General features: G+C 37.4%; 11 protein-coding genes and 3 tRNA genes. 7 read left to right on the top strand and 7 right to left on the bottom strand.

Features of this window, described 5'->3' with window-relative positions; all coding sequences use genetic code 11:
• Positions 1 to 94 precede the first annotated feature (94 nt).
• A complete protein-coding gene (locus AC4PG5_RS04165) occupies positions 95 to 1,312 on the bottom strand; it encodes a tetratricopeptide repeat protein (RefSeq protein ID WP_492030192.1) in 1,218 nt (405 codons plus the stop codon).
• 42 nt (positions 1,313 to 1,354) lie between these two features.
• Positions 1,355 to 4,003 carry a DNA gyrase subunit A gene (gyrA, locus tag AC4PG5_RS04160; RefSeq protein ID WP_492030191.1) on the bottom strand — a complete coding sequence of 883 codons (2,649 nt, stop codon included), beginning with the start codon at positions 4,001 to 4,003 and terminating at the stop codon, positions 1,355 to 1,357.
• An 884-nt stretch (positions 4,004 to 4,887) separates the two neighbouring features.
• Here gyrA and AC4PG5_RS04155 point away from each other — a divergent pair.
• The 6 genes from AC4PG5_RS04155 (at position 4,888) to AC4PG5_RS04130 (ending at position 12,350) form a co-directional block, all read left to right on the top strand.
• Positions 4,888 to 7,407 (top strand): ATP-dependent Clp protease ATP-binding subunit, encoded by a 2,520-nt coding sequence (locus AC4PG5_RS04155; RefSeq protein WP_492030190.1) that lies wholly within the window; start codon positions 4,888 to 4,890, stop codon positions 7,405 to 7,407.
• 112 nt (positions 7,408 to 7,519) lie between these two features.
• Positions 7,520 to 9,565 (top strand): molecular chaperone HtpG, encoded by a 2,046-nt coding sequence (gene htpG / locus AC4PG5_RS04150; protein ID WP_492030189.1) that lies wholly within the window; start codon positions 7,520 to 7,522, stop codon positions 9,563 to 9,565.
• Between the two features lie 152 nt (positions 9,566 to 9,717).
• Complete coding sequence (locus AC4PG5_RS04145) at positions 9,718 to 12,015, top strand: patatin-like phospholipase family protein (protein WP_492030188.1); 2,298 nt, start codon at positions 9,718 to 9,720, stop codon at positions 12,013 to 12,015.
• 78 nt (positions 12,016 to 12,093) lie between these two features.
• Positions 12,094 to 12,167 (top strand) — tRNA-Arg (locus AC4PG5_RS04140).
• A 17-nt stretch (positions 12,168 to 12,184) separates the two neighbouring features.
• Positions 12,185 to 12,258, top strand: a tRNA-Arg gene (locus AC4PG5_RS04135).
• An 18-nt stretch (positions 12,259 to 12,276) separates the two neighbouring features.
• Positions 12,277 to 12,350 (top strand) — tRNA-Arg (locus AC4PG5_RS04130).
• Between the two features lie 488 nt (positions 12,351 to 12,838).
• On the opposite strand, the gene dapA is transcribed toward AC4PG5_RS04130, so the two are convergent.
• Both dapA and ligA read right to left on the bottom strand, forming a co-directional pair.
• Positions 12,839 to 13,732 (bottom strand): 4-hydroxy-tetrahydrodipicolinate synthase, encoded by an 894-nt coding sequence (dapA, locus tag AC4PG5_RS04125; RefSeq protein WP_492030187.1) that lies wholly within the window; start codon positions 13,730 to 13,732, stop codon positions 12,839 to 12,841.
• Between the two features lie 59 nt (positions 13,733 to 13,791).
• On the bottom strand, positions 13,792 to 15,798 hold the full coding sequence (ligA, locus tag AC4PG5_RS04120) for an NAD-dependent DNA ligase LigA (protein WP_492030186.1): 2,007 nt from the start codon (positions 15,796 to 15,798) through the stop codon (positions 13,792 to 13,794).
• Positions 15,799 to 15,872: 74 nt separating this feature from the next.
• Between ligA and trmD the strand changes: the two genes are divergently transcribed.
• Positions 15,873 to 16,550, top strand: a complete 678-nt coding sequence (trmD, locus tag AC4PG5_RS04115; RefSeq protein ID WP_492030185.1) for a tRNA (guanosine(37)-N1)-methyltransferase TrmD — start codon at positions 15,873 to 15,875, stop codon at positions 16,548 to 16,550.
• Positions 16,551 to 16,766: 216 nt separating this feature from the next.
• Here the strand turns inward: trmD and AC4PG5_RS04110 are convergent, their stop codons facing one another.
• The 3 genes from AC4PG5_RS04110 to AC4PG5_RS04100 all read right to left on the bottom strand — a co-directional run bounded on the left by AC4PG5_RS04110 (position 16,767) and on the right by AC4PG5_RS04100 (position 18,946).
• On the bottom strand, positions 16,767 to 17,678 hold the full coding sequence (locus AC4PG5_RS04110) for a dihydroorotate dehydrogenase (RefSeq protein ID WP_492030184.1): 912 nt from the start codon (positions 17,676 to 17,678) through the stop codon (positions 16,767 to 16,769).
• Entirely contained in the window at positions 17,666 to 18,442 is a 777-nt protein-coding gene (locus AC4PG5_RS04105; protein WP_492030183.1) for a dihydroorotate dehydrogenase electron transfer subunit, read from the bottom strand. The genes AC4PG5_RS04110 and AC4PG5_RS04105 overlap by 13 nt, the downstream gene beginning before the upstream one ends.
• Positions 18,443 to 18,517: 75 nt before the next feature.
• Positions 18,518 to 18,946 (bottom strand): helix-turn-helix domain-containing protein, encoded by a 429-nt coding sequence (locus tag AC4PG5_RS04100; protein ID WP_492030182.1) that lies wholly within the window; start codon positions 18,944 to 18,946, stop codon positions 18,518 to 18,520.
• Positions 18,947 to 19,115: the final 169 nt, after the last annotated feature.

Raw genomic sequence — 19,115 nt, 5'->3', positions numbered from 1 at the left:
CAAAATATAGTAGATAGATGGATTGGTATAAGATAAAAAAAGAGAGATCGAAATTTCGATCTCTCTTTTTTTATCTAGGCATACGGTATACCTCTTATTCTTTCATAAGTTTGTCGATTTCTTCAAACTCAGGTCCCATATTCAAGTTATAATAAACTCTATAAAGTCCTTGTATCCATAAATCTTTTTGCTCAGGTTTTAAAGCTCTTGCTTTTTCATAGAAAGGCTTGGCCTCTGCATATATTTTTTTGATATTTTTTTGAGCCTCTGCATATTTAGGGTCATTGATATCTGTTGTTGACTTGTCTGCATACTCTTGTGCTTTCATAAGATATGCTAAGCCTACATTAGAATATGCTTCTGCATAATTAGGATCTTTTTCGATAGCTTTCTTGTAGAATTCAATAGCCTTATCATAATCTTTCATGTTATGATATAAGTAAGCCTTTACATATAAATAAAGCTTGTTATTTGGATCGCTATTAAGCATGTTGTCTGCAAAATCCATTGCTTTAGAAGCTTGGTTTGAGCTATTGTAATAGTCAACTAAGTTTGCAAAGAAGTAATCATTTCCTGGGAATTTAAGGATTCCTTCTTCTAATGCTTTAATCCATTTTGCGGTATCTCCTTTAGATTTATAAGCATCAGCCATTAATTGCATCGCAAATTTACCTCCTTCTTTATCTGTAAGAGCAAATGGAGCGTATTTGATGACAGCATCTTTATCTCCTATTCGGTCAGCAGCTAGAGTTGCATAGTAAGCCACTTGAGGCATTAAAGTGTCATTTTTAGCTAATTCATTATCCGCTAGCATTGGGTAATTTGCAGATTCAACGTAAACGCCAAAGAATTTTAGAGCCTCTGCGTTTTTATTCGTATTGAAATATTGAATACCACCATTGATCAAGTTAGGACGTTCCATTAGCATAGAAGAAGCATTTGCTTTTCTAAATTTGTTCTTAATCTTACCTTTTTCATTAGGAATTTGCGCCAATTCGTCACATTTCAAATAGTATTCATACATTTTAATAATGCTATTATATACCGCCAATGTGTCGTATGGTTTTCTTAAAAAAGCATTTTTCATTTGCTCTTCATTGATTCTCTTTTGGATAAATCCTGCTACATCCCAAGTTGCCGGATCATTTTGAGTTTCAGCATTTTTCATAGCTTCGCCAATTAACTGCTCAGCTTTTGCAAAATCAGGTTTTGAATCATTTGCGATGCTTTTAGCTTCTTTTACACTTTTTTCTTGTGCAAACATGAAACTAAATGTCATCAGTAAAACCATTGAAAATAATACTCTTTTCATGATTGATTGTTTAATTTAGTTATTAAATAATTTGTTTATTCATTAAAAGTTAAAAGAGCCTTGTCCGAAATCTTCAGAATCATTTGATTCCTTTTTTGATTCAGGTTGTTCTTCCTTTTCTTCGTTTATCGAGTTTTCATCGATTGATCTGTCTTTTTCTTCATCAGCAACTTCAACTTCTACAAGAGGTTCGTTGTTGATGATTGTGCCTTCGGCTTCTTCTGCTGGAACTTCATCTTCTAATGATTCACTAGTCACTCTGCAAACAGAGCCAATTTGATCATTTCTCTTTTCCAAATTAATTAACCGAACACCTTGTGTAGCGCGTCCCATAACTCGTACATCGCTCATTTTTAAGCGAATAGTGATTCCTGATTTATTAATAATCATCAAATCATTATCATCTGTAACCGATTTTATCGCAACAAGACTACCTGTTTTGTCAGTGATATTCATTGTTTTAACGCCTTTACCACCACGGTTGGTCTTACGATAATCTTCTATTTCAGAGCGTTTTCCATATCCTTGTTCAGAAACAACCATAACGGATTCTGAGTCGAGATCTTTAATGCATATCATACCGATAACCTCGTCTTGACCATCTTCGTCGAGTGTGATTCCGCGTACTCCTGTCGCATTACGGCCCATTACACGAACTGCTGATTCATGGAAACGAATTGCGCGTCCGTTGCGATTTGCAATAATTATTTCATTATTACCATTAGTCATGCGTACTTCAATAACGCTATCATCTTCACGAATAGTAATGGCGTTTACTCCATTTTGACGTGGACGAGAATATTGTTCTAGAAGTGTCTTCTTGATAACACCTTTCTTGGTACAGAATAATGCATAGTGACTATTGATAAACTCTTGATCATCAAGATTTTTAACGCGTAGGTATGCCGTTACATTATCGTCAGAGTCTATGTTAAGAAGATTCTGAATAGCACGACCTTTAGACGTTTTTGAGCCTTCTGGAATTTCATAGACTTTCAACCAATAGCACTTACCTTTTTGAGTAAAGAACATCATCGTGTTGTGCATGGTAGCTGGGTAAATATGCTCAACGAAATCAGCATCTCTCGTTTCGCTACCTTTCGATCCAACCCCACCACGATTTTGTGCACGGAACTCTGTTAAAGGAGTACGTTTGATGTATCCCATATGCGATATGGTGATAATCATCTCATCGTCAGAATAGAAATCTTCCGGATTAAACTCTTCAGATGAATAAACAATCTCAGAGCGTCTTACGTCACCATATTTAGCTTTAACTTCTTCAAGTTCGTCCTTTATTACTTTGCGGCAAACGTCATCGTCAGATAAGATGCTCTCTAAATACGCGATCTGCTTCATAAGTTCTTCATATTCAGCATGAAGTTGATCTTGCATCAATCCAGTCAACTGTCTCAATCGCATTTCAACAATGGCTCTTGCTTGTATTTCTGTCAAGTTGAAGCGTGACATCAATCCAGCAATAGCATCATTTGGCGTTTTAGCAGCACGAATAATTCGGATAACCTCATCGATATTGTCAGAAGCGATGATGAGTCCTTCTAATATATGTGCACGTTCTTTTGCCTTTCTAAGCTCAAATTGTGTTCGTCGAATAACCACTTCATGTCTATGTTCAACGAAACATTTTACTAAATCTCTTAAATTTAGAGTTTTAGGACGTCCGTGAACCAAAGCCACATTGTTAACTCCAAACGACGTTTGCAAAGCGGTCATTTTGTAGAGTTTATTCAATACGACGTTTGCGTTGGCATCGCGTTTGATATCGATAACGATACGCATACCGTCACGATCCGATTCATCGTTCACATTAGATATACCGTCTATTTTCTTTTCGTTGACAAGGTCGGCGATATATTTAATAAGCTCAGCTTTATTAACGTTATAAGGAATCTCTGTAACAACAATCTTATCGTGAGAATCTCCGGTTTCAATTTCGGCTTTAGCACGCATCACGACGCGTCCTCTTCCTGTTAAGTAGGCTTCGCGTACACCGGTAATACCATATATATATCCACCTGTTGGGAAATCCGGTGCTTTTACATATTCCATCAGTTCTTCGATGGTAATTTCCGAGTTGTCGAGATAAGCGTCACAAGCATCAATTACTTCCGATAAATTGTGAGGAGGCATATTGGTAGCCATACCGACAGCGATACCCGAAGCTCCATTTATCAAAAGATTAGGGATACGAGTTGGCATCACTTTCGGCTCAGACAAGGTGTTGTCAAAGTTCGGGTCGAAATCGACAGTATCCTTATATAAATCTTCCATCATGGCTTCGCCCAACTTATTTAAGCGAGCCTCGGTATAACGCATTGCAGCAGGACTGTCACCGTCAACCGAACCAAAGTTACCTTGACCATCAACTAGAGGGTAACGCATAGCCCATTCTTGTGCCATACGAACCATTGCAAAGTAAACAGATGAATCACCATGTGGATGGTATTTACCAAGCACCTCTCCAACTATTCTGGCGGATTTTTTATAAGGTTTATCTGATGTATTTCCAAGCTCCATCATACCATATAATATTCTACGGTGAACGGGCTTAAATCCATCTCTAACATCAGGAAGAGCACGTGAAACAATAACCGACATTGAATAGTCAATATACGATGATTTCATCTCTTCCTCAATGTTAATTTTTATAATTCTGTCTTGTTCAAGCATTTAAAATGATTATTAATTATACATTCAACGGTCTATCAAAAACCACGCTAAAGTACTACTTTTCGGTGATATACGAAAGTTTTTTGGACATAATCTTTACTCCTTCCCTATAATCACGTTTGCGTAATTTAATAACAGAATGTTGAAAGAAGGCGTTTTGACATTTTGATTTTTTCCCTATGCTACTTCCGCTTCTTTTCGCTATAATAGACGATTAATTTCAAATATTAGATTCTAATCCTGTTTGCATTTTTAATAAAAACAGTATTTATGTACAAATTGTTCCTTTTTGCGTGAAACATTTTGATTGTTATGTTAATTGGAGATATTATTAAAAGATTTTAATTCAAAAGGATAAAAAAATAAGATGGTTATGCTGCCTAAACTAGAACTGAAAAGGGGTTAAAATGGAAATAACTAAGCAATATCCTTACTTTCAATTATGATCACCCTATTTCCCGATCTGTGATAATAATCTCGCACTGCATTATTTTCCCTATTCCATTGTATAATTATAATCGCACATTGTTTTATTATAACGATACAATGGAATAATTTAAAAATGCAATGCCATTTTAAAAGATTCCAGGGTACATTTAGAGTTAGAACAAGAATCATCTGAAAAACGAGGTCAGATTAAGCTAGTTAAAAACGTTTTAGGAATCTATGAGTTAGAATATAGATGTTTTTTGTTTCAAATAGCTCTCTATAAGTACAATGAAGTGTTAAAATGAAAATTAGTTTAATGATATACCTTATATTATAAGTGTTCACAGAACAATTCTGGCATGGCATTTGTAGATATAGATATAGCATGAATAAAATTTATGCTTATATTTGTCAATGAATAGAGGCTCATTAATGAGATTTAGAAAGGAATATTTATGAATAGTCAGTTCTCACAAAAAGTATCCGATATTATTGTCTATAGCAAAGAAGAAGCGAATAGACTGAGGAACAGAGATATAAAGCCAGCTCATTTACTGTTGGGTATCCTACGCGACGGTGAAAGTAAAGCAATTGAGATATTATCAAAGTTAAATGTAGATTTGATTTTAATAAAAAAACAGATAGAAGACATTCTAAAAAGAGAGTCGGACGATTTATTATTGCCCGATGCCGATGTGCCAATGGCCAATGACACTGAGAAAGTGCTTAGAATGTGTATCCTAGAAGCACGTGGTTTGAAAAGCCCGATAGCAGATGTGCAACATGTTCTTTTAGCTATTTTGCGTGAAGATAATAATATTGCAGCGTCTGTGCTTCAGTCTAATAACGTTAGCTACGGTAAAGTCGTTGAGCAACTCTCTTTGCAACCGGATTCCGGCCCTCGGATGGGCTTTTCGGATGATGAAGACGAAGATGAAGAGCTTTCATATTCGCATGACGGTGGTCGTGAGCCGATCGATTCGCCTCAAACAAAGACCCAAAAGGCAGCGAATAGCACTCCTGTTTTAGATAATTTTGGTATTGATATGACCAAAGCGGCCGAGGAAGGGAAATTAGATCCTGTTGTTGGCCGTGAAAAGGAAATTGAACGTTTGGCTCAAATTCTGAGTCGACGTAAGAAAAACAATCCGATTTTAATTGGAGAACCAGGTGTGGGTAAATCGGCTATCGTTGAAGGGTTAGCACTCAGAATTGTTCAACGTAAAGTCTCTCGTATTTTATTCGACAAACGCGTGGTTACTTTGGACATGGCTGCTGTGGTGGCAGGTACTAAGTATCGTGGACAGTTTGAAGAACGTATTCGGTCTATTTTGAACGAATTGCAAAAGAATCCGAATGTTATTCTATTTATAGATGAGATACATACCATCATTGGAGCGGGTTCTGCGGCTGGTTCGATGGATGCGGCAAATATGCTGAAACCGGCATTAGCTCGCGGAGAATTACAGTGTATTGGAGCGACCACACTCGACGAATATCGCAAGAATATAGAGAAAGATGGTGCATTGGAACGTCGATTCCAAAAAATCATTGTAGAACCGACGACGCCGGAAGAAACTTTGCAGATCTTAACTAATATAAAAGATAAATATGAGGATCACCATAATGTGACTTATACTCCTGCCGCACTTGAAGCGTGTGTGAAGCTTACAGGACGCTATATCACTGATCGTTACTTCCCGGATAAAGCTATCGATGCTTTAGATGAAGCCGGATCGAGAGTTCATTTATTGAATATCACTGCGCCTAAAGAGTTGGAAGAACAAGAAAATAAAATAGAAGACGTTAAGCGTCTTAAGAACGAAGCGGTGAAATCTCAGAATTTTGAGTTAGCTGCAAGTTATCGCGATAGCGAGAAACTTCTGACTGCCGAACTTGAGACCATGAAGAAGCAATGGGAAGAAGGTTTAAAGGCTAATCGTCAAGTTATTGATGAAGAAGATGTGGCTAATATTGTTTCGATGATTTCAGGCATTCCTGTTCAGCGAATGGCTCAAGCTGAGGGTATTAAGCTTTCTGGGATGAAAGATCTACTGCAATCGAAGGTGATTGCTCAAGATGCTGCTATAGATAAGCTGGTTAGAGCTATTTTGCGTAGTCGTGTTGGTCTAAAAGACCCTAATAGGCCCATTGGTACTTTTATGTTCTTAGGCCCTACAGGCGTTGGTAAAACGCTGTTAGCGAAAGAATTGGCTCGATTTATGTTTGGCTCATCCGATGCTTTGATCCGTATTGATATGAGTGAATATATGGAGAAATTTACGGTCTCTCGCTTGGTTGGAGCCCCTCCGGGGTATGTCGGATATGAAGAAGGTGGCCAGCTGACTGAGAAGGTGCGCCGTAGACCTTATTCTATTGTCCTTCTTGATGAAATTGAGAAAGCTCATGCTGATGTCTTCAACTTGCTGTTGCAAGTCATGGATGAAGGCCGATTAACTGACAGTTATGGCAGAGTTGTCGACTTCAAGAACACTGTGATTATCATGACTTCAAATGTAGGTAGCCGTCAATTAAAAGAATTTGGACGTGGTGTAGGCTTCAGCAGTCATGCCGAAAGTAATGAGAAAACCTTCTCTCAAGGTATCATTCTTAAAGCATTAAACAAATCGTTTGCTCCGGAGTTTCTAAATCGTATTGATGAAATCATTACCTTCGATCAATTGTCTTTGGAAGCCATTACGAAAATTGTTGATTTGGAACTATCTTTCTTGGTAAGTCGTGTTAAATCAATTGGTTACAACTTGGAAGTTAGCAAAGAAGTGAAGTCGTTTTTGGCCACAAAAGGTTATGATGTACAGTATGGAGCCCGTCCATTGAAGCGAGCCATTCAGACTTATCTAGAAGATAAATTGTCGGAAATGATCATTTCTTCAACCTTAAAAGAAGGGGGTACGATAGAGGTTTCGATGACCGAAGATCAAAAGGATGTTCAGGTTAAGCTCAAAGAGGACTAATTTTAATTAAAAAATAATGCGTCAAAATGTCAGGCTTTAGGGTCTGGCATTTTTTTTGTCTTAATTGAGAACGTAAACATAAAATATTCATCAATATAAAATATACATTATTATGCAAAAAGGTAATATTGGGGTTACAACAGAGAATATCTTCCCTATCATTAAAAAGTTTTTGTACAGTGATCATGAAATTTTTCTTCGTGAACTCGTATCGAATGCTGTAGATGCTACTCAAAAGTTGAATACTTTGGCTTCTATTGGTGAGTTTAAAGGGGAACTTGGAGATTTGACTGTTCGTGTTACTTTAGGTGAAGATACGATCACAATCTCTGATAGAGGTATCGGATTAACTGCCGAAGAGATTGATAAATATATTAATCAGATAGCATTCTCAGGTGCAAATGACTTTTTAGAGAAGTATAAGAATGACGCAAATGCAATTATCGGACATTTTGGATTAGGCTTCTACTCTGCATTTATGGTTGCCAAAAAGGTTGATATTATCACCAAATCACATAAAGATGGCGCTAAAGCCATGAAATGGAGCTGTGATGGTAGTCCTGAGTTTACGCTTGAAGAAACAGAGAAAGCTGATCGTGGTTCGGATATTATTCTTCATATCGATGATGACTGTAAAGAATTCCTTGATGAAGCACGTATTAGTGGCTTGTTGAAGAAATATTGTAGTTTCTTACCGATAAAGGTTGCGTTTGGCAAGAAGAAAGAGTGGAAAGATGGTAAACAAGTTGAAACGGGAGAAGATAATGTCATAAATGAGGTGGCTCCATTGTGGACACGTAAGCCTAGTGAGTTGTCTGATGAGGATTACAAATCGTTCTATAGCCGCCTTTATCCAATGTCTGACGAACCTTTGTTCTGGATTCATTTAAATGTAGACTACCCTTTTAATTTGACCGGTATTCTGTATTTCCCTAAGGTGAAGAGTAACATCGAACTAAATAAGAACAAAATTCAACTTTATTGTAATCAAGTTTATGTTACAGACTCGGTTGAAGGCATTGTTCCGGACTTTTTGACCTTGTTGCATGGTGTTATTGACTCTCCCGATATTCCGTTGAATGTATCTCGTTCGTACTTGCAAAGTGATTCTAATGTTAAGAAAATCTCTACTTATATTACAAAGAAAGTATCCGACCGATTACAGTCGATCTTTAAGAACGATCGTAAACAATTCGAAGAAAAATGGAATGATCTGAAGATTTTCATTAATTACGGCATGTTGACTCAAGAAGATTTCTATGAGAAAGCACAGAAATTTGCCCTTTTCACCGATACGGATGATAAGCATTATACTTTTGAAGAATATCAAACGCTAATCAAAGATTCTCAAACAGATAAGAATGGAAATTTGATTTATCTATATGCAAACAACAAAGATGAGCAGTATAGTTATATTGAATCAGCTAAAAATAAGGGCTATAATGTGTTGTTGATGGACGGACAGCTTGATGTTGCCATGGTTAGTACTCTGGAACAGAAGTTCGAAAAATCTCATTTTACGCGTGTAGATAGCGATGTGATCGATAATCTTATTGTTAAGGAAGATCAAGTTAAGGAAATCTTAGCTGCTGATAAACAAGAAGCTTTGAGTGCTGCATTTAAGAGCCAGTTGCCTAAGATGCAGAAGATCGAGTTTAATGTAACCACTCAAGCTCTAGGCGAAATGGCTGCTCCTGTTATGATTACGCAAAGTGAATACATGCGTCGTATGAAGGATATGGCCAATATTCAGGCTGGAATGAGCTTCTATGGTGAAATGCCGGATATGATGAATTTGATTTTGAATTCTGATCATCCTTTAGTGAAGAAAGTTATTTCGGAAGAGATGGAGGCTTGTCAGGCTGAGATCGATCCTTTGGCAAAAGAAATGAGTGATTTGGATGTTCGCCGTAATGCTTTAAAAGAGAGCCATAAGGATAAAAAAGAGGAAGAAATCCCTACTGCTGAGAAAGATCAAATCAGTGAAATGGATCAGTCGTGGGACGAACTTAAGAATAAGAAAGAAGCAATTTACGCTCATTATGCTGTAGGGAATAAAGTGATTCGTCAACTGATTGATTTGGCTTTGTTGCAAAATAATATGCTTAAAGGTGAAGCCTTGAATAATTTTGTAAAACGTAGCATTGAACTTATTTAATCTTTTTCTTTAAATAAGTCAACATAAATCCGAAAGAGCATTGAAGGTCTAAATCTTCGATGCTCTTTTTTTATCAAACTTTTGTTGAAATTGTTATCAAACAAAAAGTATTATTTATCTTTGGCTCTAGTAAATAAAAAGATTGTATCATTATGCGTAATAAATTAGTATTGGTTTTATTATTTCTATTCTGCTTGTGCCCTGTGGTGTCCGCGCAAAAGGTTGGTTTGGTCTTGAGTGGCGGTGGCGCAAAGGGGCTGACTCATATCGGCATAATACGGGCTCTTGAAGAAAATAATATTCCGATTGATTATATTACTGGAACCTCTATGGGGGCCATTATTGGTTCTATGTATGCAATGGGTTATTCTCCCGATGAAATGCAGGAATTGATAAAGTCTGAAGAGTTTAAACGTTGGTATTCGGCCGAGGTAGAAGAAGAATATATTTATTATTTTAAGAAAAATCGTCCGACTCCTGATTTCTTTAATATTCGTTTTTCATTTAAAGACTCTTTAAGCTTTAAACCTCAGATCTTGCCGACTAGTGTCATTGATCCTATTCAGATGAATCTCGTATTTATTGATTTGTATGCTCGTGCTACAGCAGCTTGTAAGAGGGACTTCGATAATTTGTTTGTTCCTTTCCGTTGTGTGGCTTCTGATGTTTATAATAAGAAGCAGATAGTGATGAGAAAGGGCGATTTAGGTGATGCGGTACGTGCTTCAATGAGTTTTCCTTTTGTTTTTAAGCCGATTAACATCAATGGGGTATTAGCATATGATGGGGGGATTTACAATAATTTCCCGACAGATGTGATGCGGGAGGATTTTCACCCGGATATTGTTATCGGTAGTGTTGTGTCGAGTAATCCGACTCAACCTAAGGAAAATGATTTAATGAGTCAGATGGAGAATATGGTCATGCAGAAAACTAATTATTCGATCCCGGATTCTGCTGGGATCTTGATGACGTTTAATTACAACGATGTGAATTTGATGGATTTCCAACGTCTTGACGAGCTTCATGATATCGGATATAATAGAACGATGAGCCTGATGGACTCTATTAAAGCGCGAATTCATCGAAGAGTTAACTATGACAATATTCGCTTAAGGCGTTTGGTTTATAAAAGCGGATTCCCGGAACTTCGTTTTAAGAATATTTTTATCGACGGTGCAAATGCTCAGCAGCAAGTCTATATTAAAAAGGAGTTTCGTTCATCAAAAGATGAAACATTCTCTTATGAAGACTTAAAAAAGGGGTATTTCCGCCTATTATCCGATAATATCATTTCTGAGATTATACCACACGCTGTGTATGATGAAACGACTCAAATGTATGATTTACATCTAAAAGTAAAATTAGAGGATAATTTTGCTGTTCGTCTCGGTGGAAACTTCTCGACCAGTAATATGAATCAGGTGTATTTGGGTTTGAGTTATCAAAATTTAAATTTCCATTCGAAGGAGTTTATATTGGATGGTCAGTTAGGAAAGGTATACAATAATCTTCAATTTATGGCTAAAATCGATTATCCGACGACAATTCCGACTTCGTATCGCTTTATAGCTTCGATTAGTACATTTGATTATTTTAAACAAGATCAGTTATTCTCAAAAGATGATCGTCCAGCTTTCAATAAAAAGGATGAACGCTTTCTTAAAATGAAGGTTGCCTTACCATTTATGTCGAACAAGCGGGCTGAACTGGGTTTTGGTATTGGACAAATGCAAGATCTTTATTTTCAGAAAAATGTGATTGACTTTACAAAAGATAAGTTTGATAGAAGTCGTTACAATCTTTTAGGAGGATCTATTGGTTTTAATGGAAGTACCTTGAATGCTCGTGAATATCCTACACAGGGCTCACGTGAAGCTTTAATTGCTCAAGTCTTTTCAGGTAAAGAATATTTTCGTTCTGGTGATGGTTCTGTGGATGAGTTTGTTAGTCAACGACACGCTTGGTTGCAGTTTTCTTATGAACGAGAAACTTATCACCGATTAGCCGATAAGTGGACTTTGGGTTCGTACTTTAAAGCATTGTATGCTTCTCGTAATTTTTCTGAAAATTATACAGCGACTATGATGCAGGCTTGTGAATTCTCTCCTACTGCTCATAGTCAAATGGTTTATAATGAATCTTTCAGAGCGAATCAATATTTTGGTTTTGGAGCACGACCGATATATAAAATAAATCAATATCTGCATGCAAGAGGAGAATTTTATGGATTTTTACCTATCTCTCCAATATTGAAAAACTCGATTAATAGGGCATATTATGGAAAAAGCTTTTCTCGTTTTGAATATCTTGGAGAATTTTCGGTTGTCTGTCAATTACCCATCGGATCCATCGCAGCATACGTAAATCATTATAGCTCACCGAGAAGGAACTGGAATGTCGGGTTGCGGATCGGTTGGCAACTCTTTAATTATCGATTCATTGAATAATTTTTTGCAAAAAAAACACGGAAACGCTTGCTAGTTCGAGAAAAGTCCGTATCTTTGCACCCGTTAAAACGAAACATTGGCCGCGTAGCTCAACTGAATAGAGTAGCTGACTACGGATCAGCCGGTTACAGGTTTGAATCCTGTCGCGGTCACTTTCGGATTTAATATTGGCCGCGTAGCTCAACTGAATAGAGTAGCTGACTACGGATCAGCCGGTTACAGGTTTGAATCCTGTCGCGGTCACCTCTTCTGACTAATTAAGGTCGCGTAGCTCAACTGAATAGAGTAGCTGACTACGGATCAGCCGGTTACAGGTTTGAATCCTGTCGCGATCACAAAAAAGCATCTTCGGATGCTTTTTTTGTTTATTTACTTTTTCCCTATTTTAAAATCGTTGGATTTACCTATTTTGGTTTTCTTCCCTTTCTATGCGCCAATAATGAAACAATTAGGAGAAGCACAGTTATAGTTATCCTTCTCAGACTTCTTTCCTGGGCTAATTTCTCTCTTTTGGAAAGTATCATAGTGTATCTGTGGTTTTTGTTGAAAAAATGTTGTTGTATGCTCAAAAATGAGTAATTGTATCCCGTGGAAGAATGTATTCTGTTTTAGGACTTCTGGAATTTTGTTTGGTGCCCATTATCGTTTGTCGTACCTAATCTATAATCTCTTGCTATAAAATATTAATTTTTTCCCAGAAACTTGCTATATGGAGATGGAGGTTGTAAGATGATAGAGTGGAGCTATAAAAAATCACCTTCATTAAACGTTTTGTTTAATGAAGGTGATTTTAGTTTTCTACTTTATTTTCTCTATATTGTTTCTAGCACTTTATATTTAATTCATTTAAAACCTTTCTGATGGCTTCAAACGTGGTAATACGCGTCGGTACTAGAGGGAGTCTAAGTTTGTTTTCAATCATTCCCATAGCATTAAGCATTGATTTTACACCGGCTGGATTACCATCCACAAACAATAGATTGAATAGTTCTGTGAACTTATGGTGAATGGTAAGGGCATTTGCAAAATCTCCTTGTAGAGCTAAACGCGTCATGCGGCTAAATTCGCGTGGGAAAGCGTTTCCAATAACAGAGATCACTCCAACTGCGCCTAAAGTGATAAGTGGGAACGTGATGCCGTCGTCTCCTGAAATAACATCAAAATTAGCTGGTTTGTTTTTAATGATATCATCCATCTGAGTGATGTTGCCGGATGCTTCTTTGATGGCGATAACATTATTAAAGTCTCTTGCTATACGTAAGGTGGTTTCGGCGGTCATATTTACGCCTGTACGTCCAGGAACGTTATATAATACGATAGGAAGCTCTGTTGCTTCAGCTATGGCCTTGTAGTGTCTATAAATGCCCTCTTGAGATGGCTTATTATAATATGGAACAACAGATAATATGGCATCAACACCTGTAAAATCATCATTTTTCAGGGTCTCGACTACTGCGCGGGTATTATTTCCACCTACACCTAAAAGGATTGGAACACGACCGTTAACTCGTTCAATAACCATTTTTTTTATGGTTTTCTTTTCTTCTTCGGTTAAGGTTGGTGTTTCTGCTGTAGTGCCTAATACGCACAAGAAATCTGCATTATTCTGCAAGAGGTAATCTACCATGCGCATTAATGCATCATAGTCAATGCTTTCGTCCTCTTTGAAAGGAGTAATCAGTGCTACCCCCATTCCTTTCAATTTAGTCTTTATCATGTGTTTTAATTATAATCTATAATTCATCTAGCTACAAAAGTACGAATATTTTTCATATCTTACGATATTAGTATCAAAAATTCCTCCTCGTTTAGTATCTGAATGCCCAGTTTTTGGGCTTTTTCAAGCTTCGACGGTCCCATATTGTCACCGGCAAGTATAAAGCTTGTCTTAGCCGAAATTCCGGTTACATTTTTGCCTCCATTTTTTTCAATCAACTCTTTATATTCATCTCTGGAATGGTGTGTGAAAATACCACTGATGACGATCGATTTTCCGGCTAACTTATCGGTGTATTGACTGAGATCTTTTTCTTGTTTATGAAGTTGAAGACCAGCTGCTTTTAATCGTTCAATAAGTCTTTTGTTGGAGTCGTTTTGAAAGTAGTTGATTATGCTCCTGGCAATTTTTTCGCCGATTTCATCGATGTTTTTTAAAGTTTCAAGGTCGGCCGACATTAACTCTTCTATTGTATCGAATGCTTTAGCTATCTTTTTTGCAACGGTCTCTCCGACGAATCTGATACCTAATGCAAAAAGTACACGTTCAAAAGGGACTTGTTTGCTTTGCTCGATTCCGTTAATGATGTTTTCCGCCGATTTTTCTCCCATTCGATCCAATTCTTTGATGTCGTTTGTGGTGAGCTGGTAAAGATCGGCTGTGTTATGAATCAATCCTAATCGATAGAATAAATCGACTGTTTCCGGACCTAATCCATCAATGTTCATGGCCTTGCGACTGATGAAATGTTCTATTTTTCCTTTAATCTGTGGGGGACAACCCGTTTCATTCGGACAATAATAAGCTGCCTCTCCTTCGTATCTGACTAGTTTACATTTACATTCCGGTTCCGGACAATGAGTAATGAATCGGACTTTTTCTCCAATATCAAAGCCACGAGAATTGAAATCGACTCCGGTTATTTTAGGAATAATTTCTCCGCCCTTTTCTACGTAAACCTGGTCTCCGATATATAAATCGAGGTTTTTAATAATATCCGCGTTATGTAATGATGCTCGTTTTACGATTGTTCCTGATAGTTGTACCGGTTCTAGGTTGGCTACGGGGGTTACTGCTCCGGTGCGCCCTACTTGATAAGTCACGCTGTTTAGCCGAGTTCTGGCTTGTTCAGCTTGAAACTTATAAGCAATAGCCCATCTAGGTGATTTTGCTGTAAATCCGAGGTTTTTTTGTTGTCTTAAGTCGTTCACTTTTAGAACAATTCCGTCGGTTGCTACCGGTAGGTTTTTGCGTTCGATATCCCAATAATTTATAAAATCGAATATTTCTTGAAGAGTTCGACACTTTTTAGTTAAATCTGAGATCTTGAATCCCCATCTGCTCGCTTCTTGTAGGTTTTCAAAATGCCCGCTGCAAGGAAGGTTTTCTCCTAGTAGATAATAGAGGTATGCGTCTAATTTTCGTGAAGCAACAGTAGACGAGTTTTGTAGTTTAAGTGTTCCGGAAGCTGCATTTCGCGGATTGGCAAATAGGGATTCCTCACGAGCTTCTCTTTCGCGGTTGAGTTCTTCGAAAACATCCCATGGCATTAAAATCTCTCCTCTGATCTCGAAAGACGAGGGATAATTATCGCCGTGAAGGACTAATGGGATGGAACGTATGGTTTTAACATTATTGGTTACGTCATCTCCTTTTTCGCCATCGCCACGGGTTACTGCACGAATCAATTTCCCGTTTTCATAGGTTAGGGAGATTGATGTGCCGTCGTATTTCATTTCACAGCAAATCTCAAATTCTTCGTTCAAAGCTTTACGCGTTCGTTCGTAGAAATCGGCAACTTCGTTTTCTGAATAGGTGTTACCCAATGATAGCATCGGATATTTGTGGGTAATCTGAACAAAATCTTTATTGATATCACTGCCCACACGCATGGTTGGTGAATTCTCGTCTTGAAATTCTGGATGTGCTTGCTCTAAATCTTGTAGTTCACGCATCTTTTTATCGAAGAGTTGATCTGAAATCGTTGGTGAGTTACCAATGTAATAATTATAGTTATGTTGATGCAACTCTTGTCTGAGTTGCTCAATCTTAGCTTTTATATCCATGTTTATTCTATTGTTTTAGGCAAAAATAAGGGTTTATCTTTTTATTTTGTAATTTTGTAGCAAAATAAAAATGTATGCGTATTGATATTATTACTGTATTGCCTGAAATGATTGAGGGCTTCTTTAACTGCTCTATCATGAAACGAGCTCAAAATAAGGGACTTGCTGAAATACATATTCACAATCTTCGTGATTATTCAGAAGATAAGCATCGGCGTGTGGATGATTATCCATTTGGCGGGTTTGCCGGTATGGTGATGAAAATTGAGCCGATTGAACGATGTATTAATGCATTGAGAGCCGAACGTGATTATGATGAAGTTATTTTTACGACTCCTGATGGAGAGCAGTTTTCTCAACCAATGGCTAATAGCCTCTCTCTTGCTAAGAACTTGATTATTTTATGCGGGCATTTTAAAGGTATAGATTATCGTATTCGTGAACATCTTATTACTAAAGAAATTAGTATTGGCGATTATGTGCTTACAGGTGGCGAGCTTGCAGCGGCTGTGATGGCTGATGCGATTATACGTATTATTCCTGGTGTTATTTCTGATGAACAATCTGCTTTATCGGATTCTTTCCAAGATAACTTGTTGGCTGCTCCGGTGTATACTCGTCCTGCGGAATATAAGGGTTGGAAAGTTCCTGATGTATTGTTGTCAGGACATGAAGCTAATATAAAAGAGTGGGAACTTCAACAGTCTCTTGAGCGTACTAAGAGGCTTCGTCCTGATTTGTTAGGTGAATAAAACGAATGTATTCTCTGTAAAGAAAATAGCCTATAAATCCGAACGGATTTATAGGCTATTTTTATATAATTATTATTGAATTGATGTCACTCGTTTTTTGGATTTTCACCATCGTTTCATTTTTAGAAATTACGGTTTGAAATGCTGATAGAGGCATGAGGTGAATTTATCATAATATAAATGTTAATCCTGCGAATGGCATCGATTCGTTTATTCTTATATCTCTAGTGCTCCAATAATATCATTCACGGATTGATAATTGTGTCTATTTAGATAATCGTTGATCCCTTCTTCTACCTTGACGGTGATGGCAGGATCTATGAAATTTGCAGTTCCTATTTGTATGGCTGTAGCGCCTGCTAAAATAAATTCCACTGCATCTTTCCAGTTCATAATCCCACCTAATCCAATGACTGGTATTTTTACTGCATTGGCGGTTTGCCATACCATTCTGAGTGCAATGGGTTTTACTGCAGGGCCAGATAATCCTCCGGTTATGGTTGATAAAATTGGTTTCCTTTTTTCTGCATCAATTGCCATTCCTAAGAGGGTGTTGATTAATGAAACACTGTCTGCTCCGTTGGCTTCTGCTGCGCGTGCCATTTCGGTGATATCGGTTACGTTCGGCGATAGCTTTACTATTAAGGTCTTTTTATAAACAGAACGTACTGCACTGACAACTTCTGCTACTCCTTTGGTAGTAACTCCAAAAGCCATTCCGCCTTCTTTTACGTTTGGACACGATATATTTAATTCTATAGCCGGGATTTTCTCTAATTCATTAATAATCTCTGCCGTTTTCATGTAATCCTCAATTGCAGAACCGGATACATTGACAATTATATTCGTATCGATATCTTTGATCTTTGGATAGATATGGTCTACAAAGTAATTGACTCCTTTGTTTTGTAGTCCGACGGCATTTAGCATACCCGATGGTGTTTCTGCCATTCGTGGATATGGGTTCCCTTCGCGGTGATGAAGTGTAGTGCCTTTTACAATGATACCGCCAATTCGTGAAATATCGATAAAATCAGAAAATTCTTCTCCATAACCAAAAGTACCCGAAGCTGTCATAACCGGGTTCTTTAAATTGAGTCCTCCTATCTTTACGCTTAAATCTGCCATCTTAGTTTGTTTATATTAAAAATTGGACCATCTTTACATACACACACATGTCCTTCCGTTGTGTTCTCTACGCAACATAAGCAAGCGCCAATTCCGCAGGCCATCGTGTTTTCTAACGAAACTTCGCAAGAAATATTGTGCTGCTTAGCGTATTTTGCAACTGCCATCATCATAGGTTTCGGGCCGCATGTATAAATTTGACTTAACTCTATTTTAGATAAAATAGAATGCTGGGTGACATAGCCTTTCTCACCATGGCTTCCGTCTTCTGTTGTAGTGTATACGGTTCCGTATTTGTTAAACTCCTCTAGTTGTAGTAGGTCGTTTTTGGTGCGAGCTCCTAAAAGGAAAGTTGGTTTATATCCCTTTTTCTTTAGTTCTTCTCCAAGAAAGAGCATTGGGGCAGTTCCAACTCCGCCTCCAATTAGAAGGATCTCGTCAGTCGTTGATTTCGGAAGGCTAAAAGTATTTCCAAGTGGTAGTACGACATTGATGATGTCATCTTTTTGGGCTTCTGCTAAGCATCTTGTGCCATCACCAACAAGTTGGATTAAAAACCAAACCTCGTTTTTAAGTCTGTCGACGAAATTAATAGAGATAGGGCGGCGTAGAAAAGTGGAAGGGGATTTGTCAACTCGAAGCTCTGCGAACTGTCCGGGGAGCATTTCCGGTAAATCTGTTGGATGAGTTAGTTTTAAAAGAACGTAATTAGAATTTAATTTGGTGTTTTCTTTAACGACCAAATCTAAAATAAATTTCTTCATGTATGGATATAAACTTAAAATTCGTATTCATTTGGCAAATATACGGCAAATTACTTAACCGACCGTTTTAAATGCTCAATTTTCGCCTCTAAAAGTTTCATAAGTGTTATCATCAAAGAATATCCTTATTTCAGTTATTTTTCTTTGAGGTTTTTCTATATATCGTATCTCTGATTTAATGATCTCCTTCTCTTTTGGTTCATTTTCGTCTGAACTATCGCTAGCTGTTGTGTGGACATCAAATAAGGAGGGCTGAGGCGTATTGGGCGATGTATTAGGATATGTCGCTATCTCTGTCATTTCTCCATTACCATATAATAGCCATTCTAGGTTGATGTCATTATAGGTTTGGTGGATTTTCATAATAACCTCTAGACTTGGGTTATTCCTGCCATTTAAAACATGTGAAAGCGTTGATTGCTGCATGCCAATCGTCTCTGCAAAGACACGAGGTGTGATCCCTTCTTTGTCGATGATAAGTTTTATTCGATCTTTAATCTCCATATGATTTCTTTATTTCAGTTCACAAATGTACTAATAATAAAATACAAATGCAAACATTCGAAATGTGAACATTTGTATTTGTGAATCACTTCAGCTGTTTACAATTGTAATAGCGTATTGTAATCGATTCGATTAATGCTAAGTTTTTATATAAACTAAAGCTTTATAT

The organism is Bacteroides sp. QWL-09, from assembly GCF_058683585.1.
Note: the sequence above shows the minus strand (reverse complement) of the source record. Positions and strands in the feature narration are given on the sequence as shown.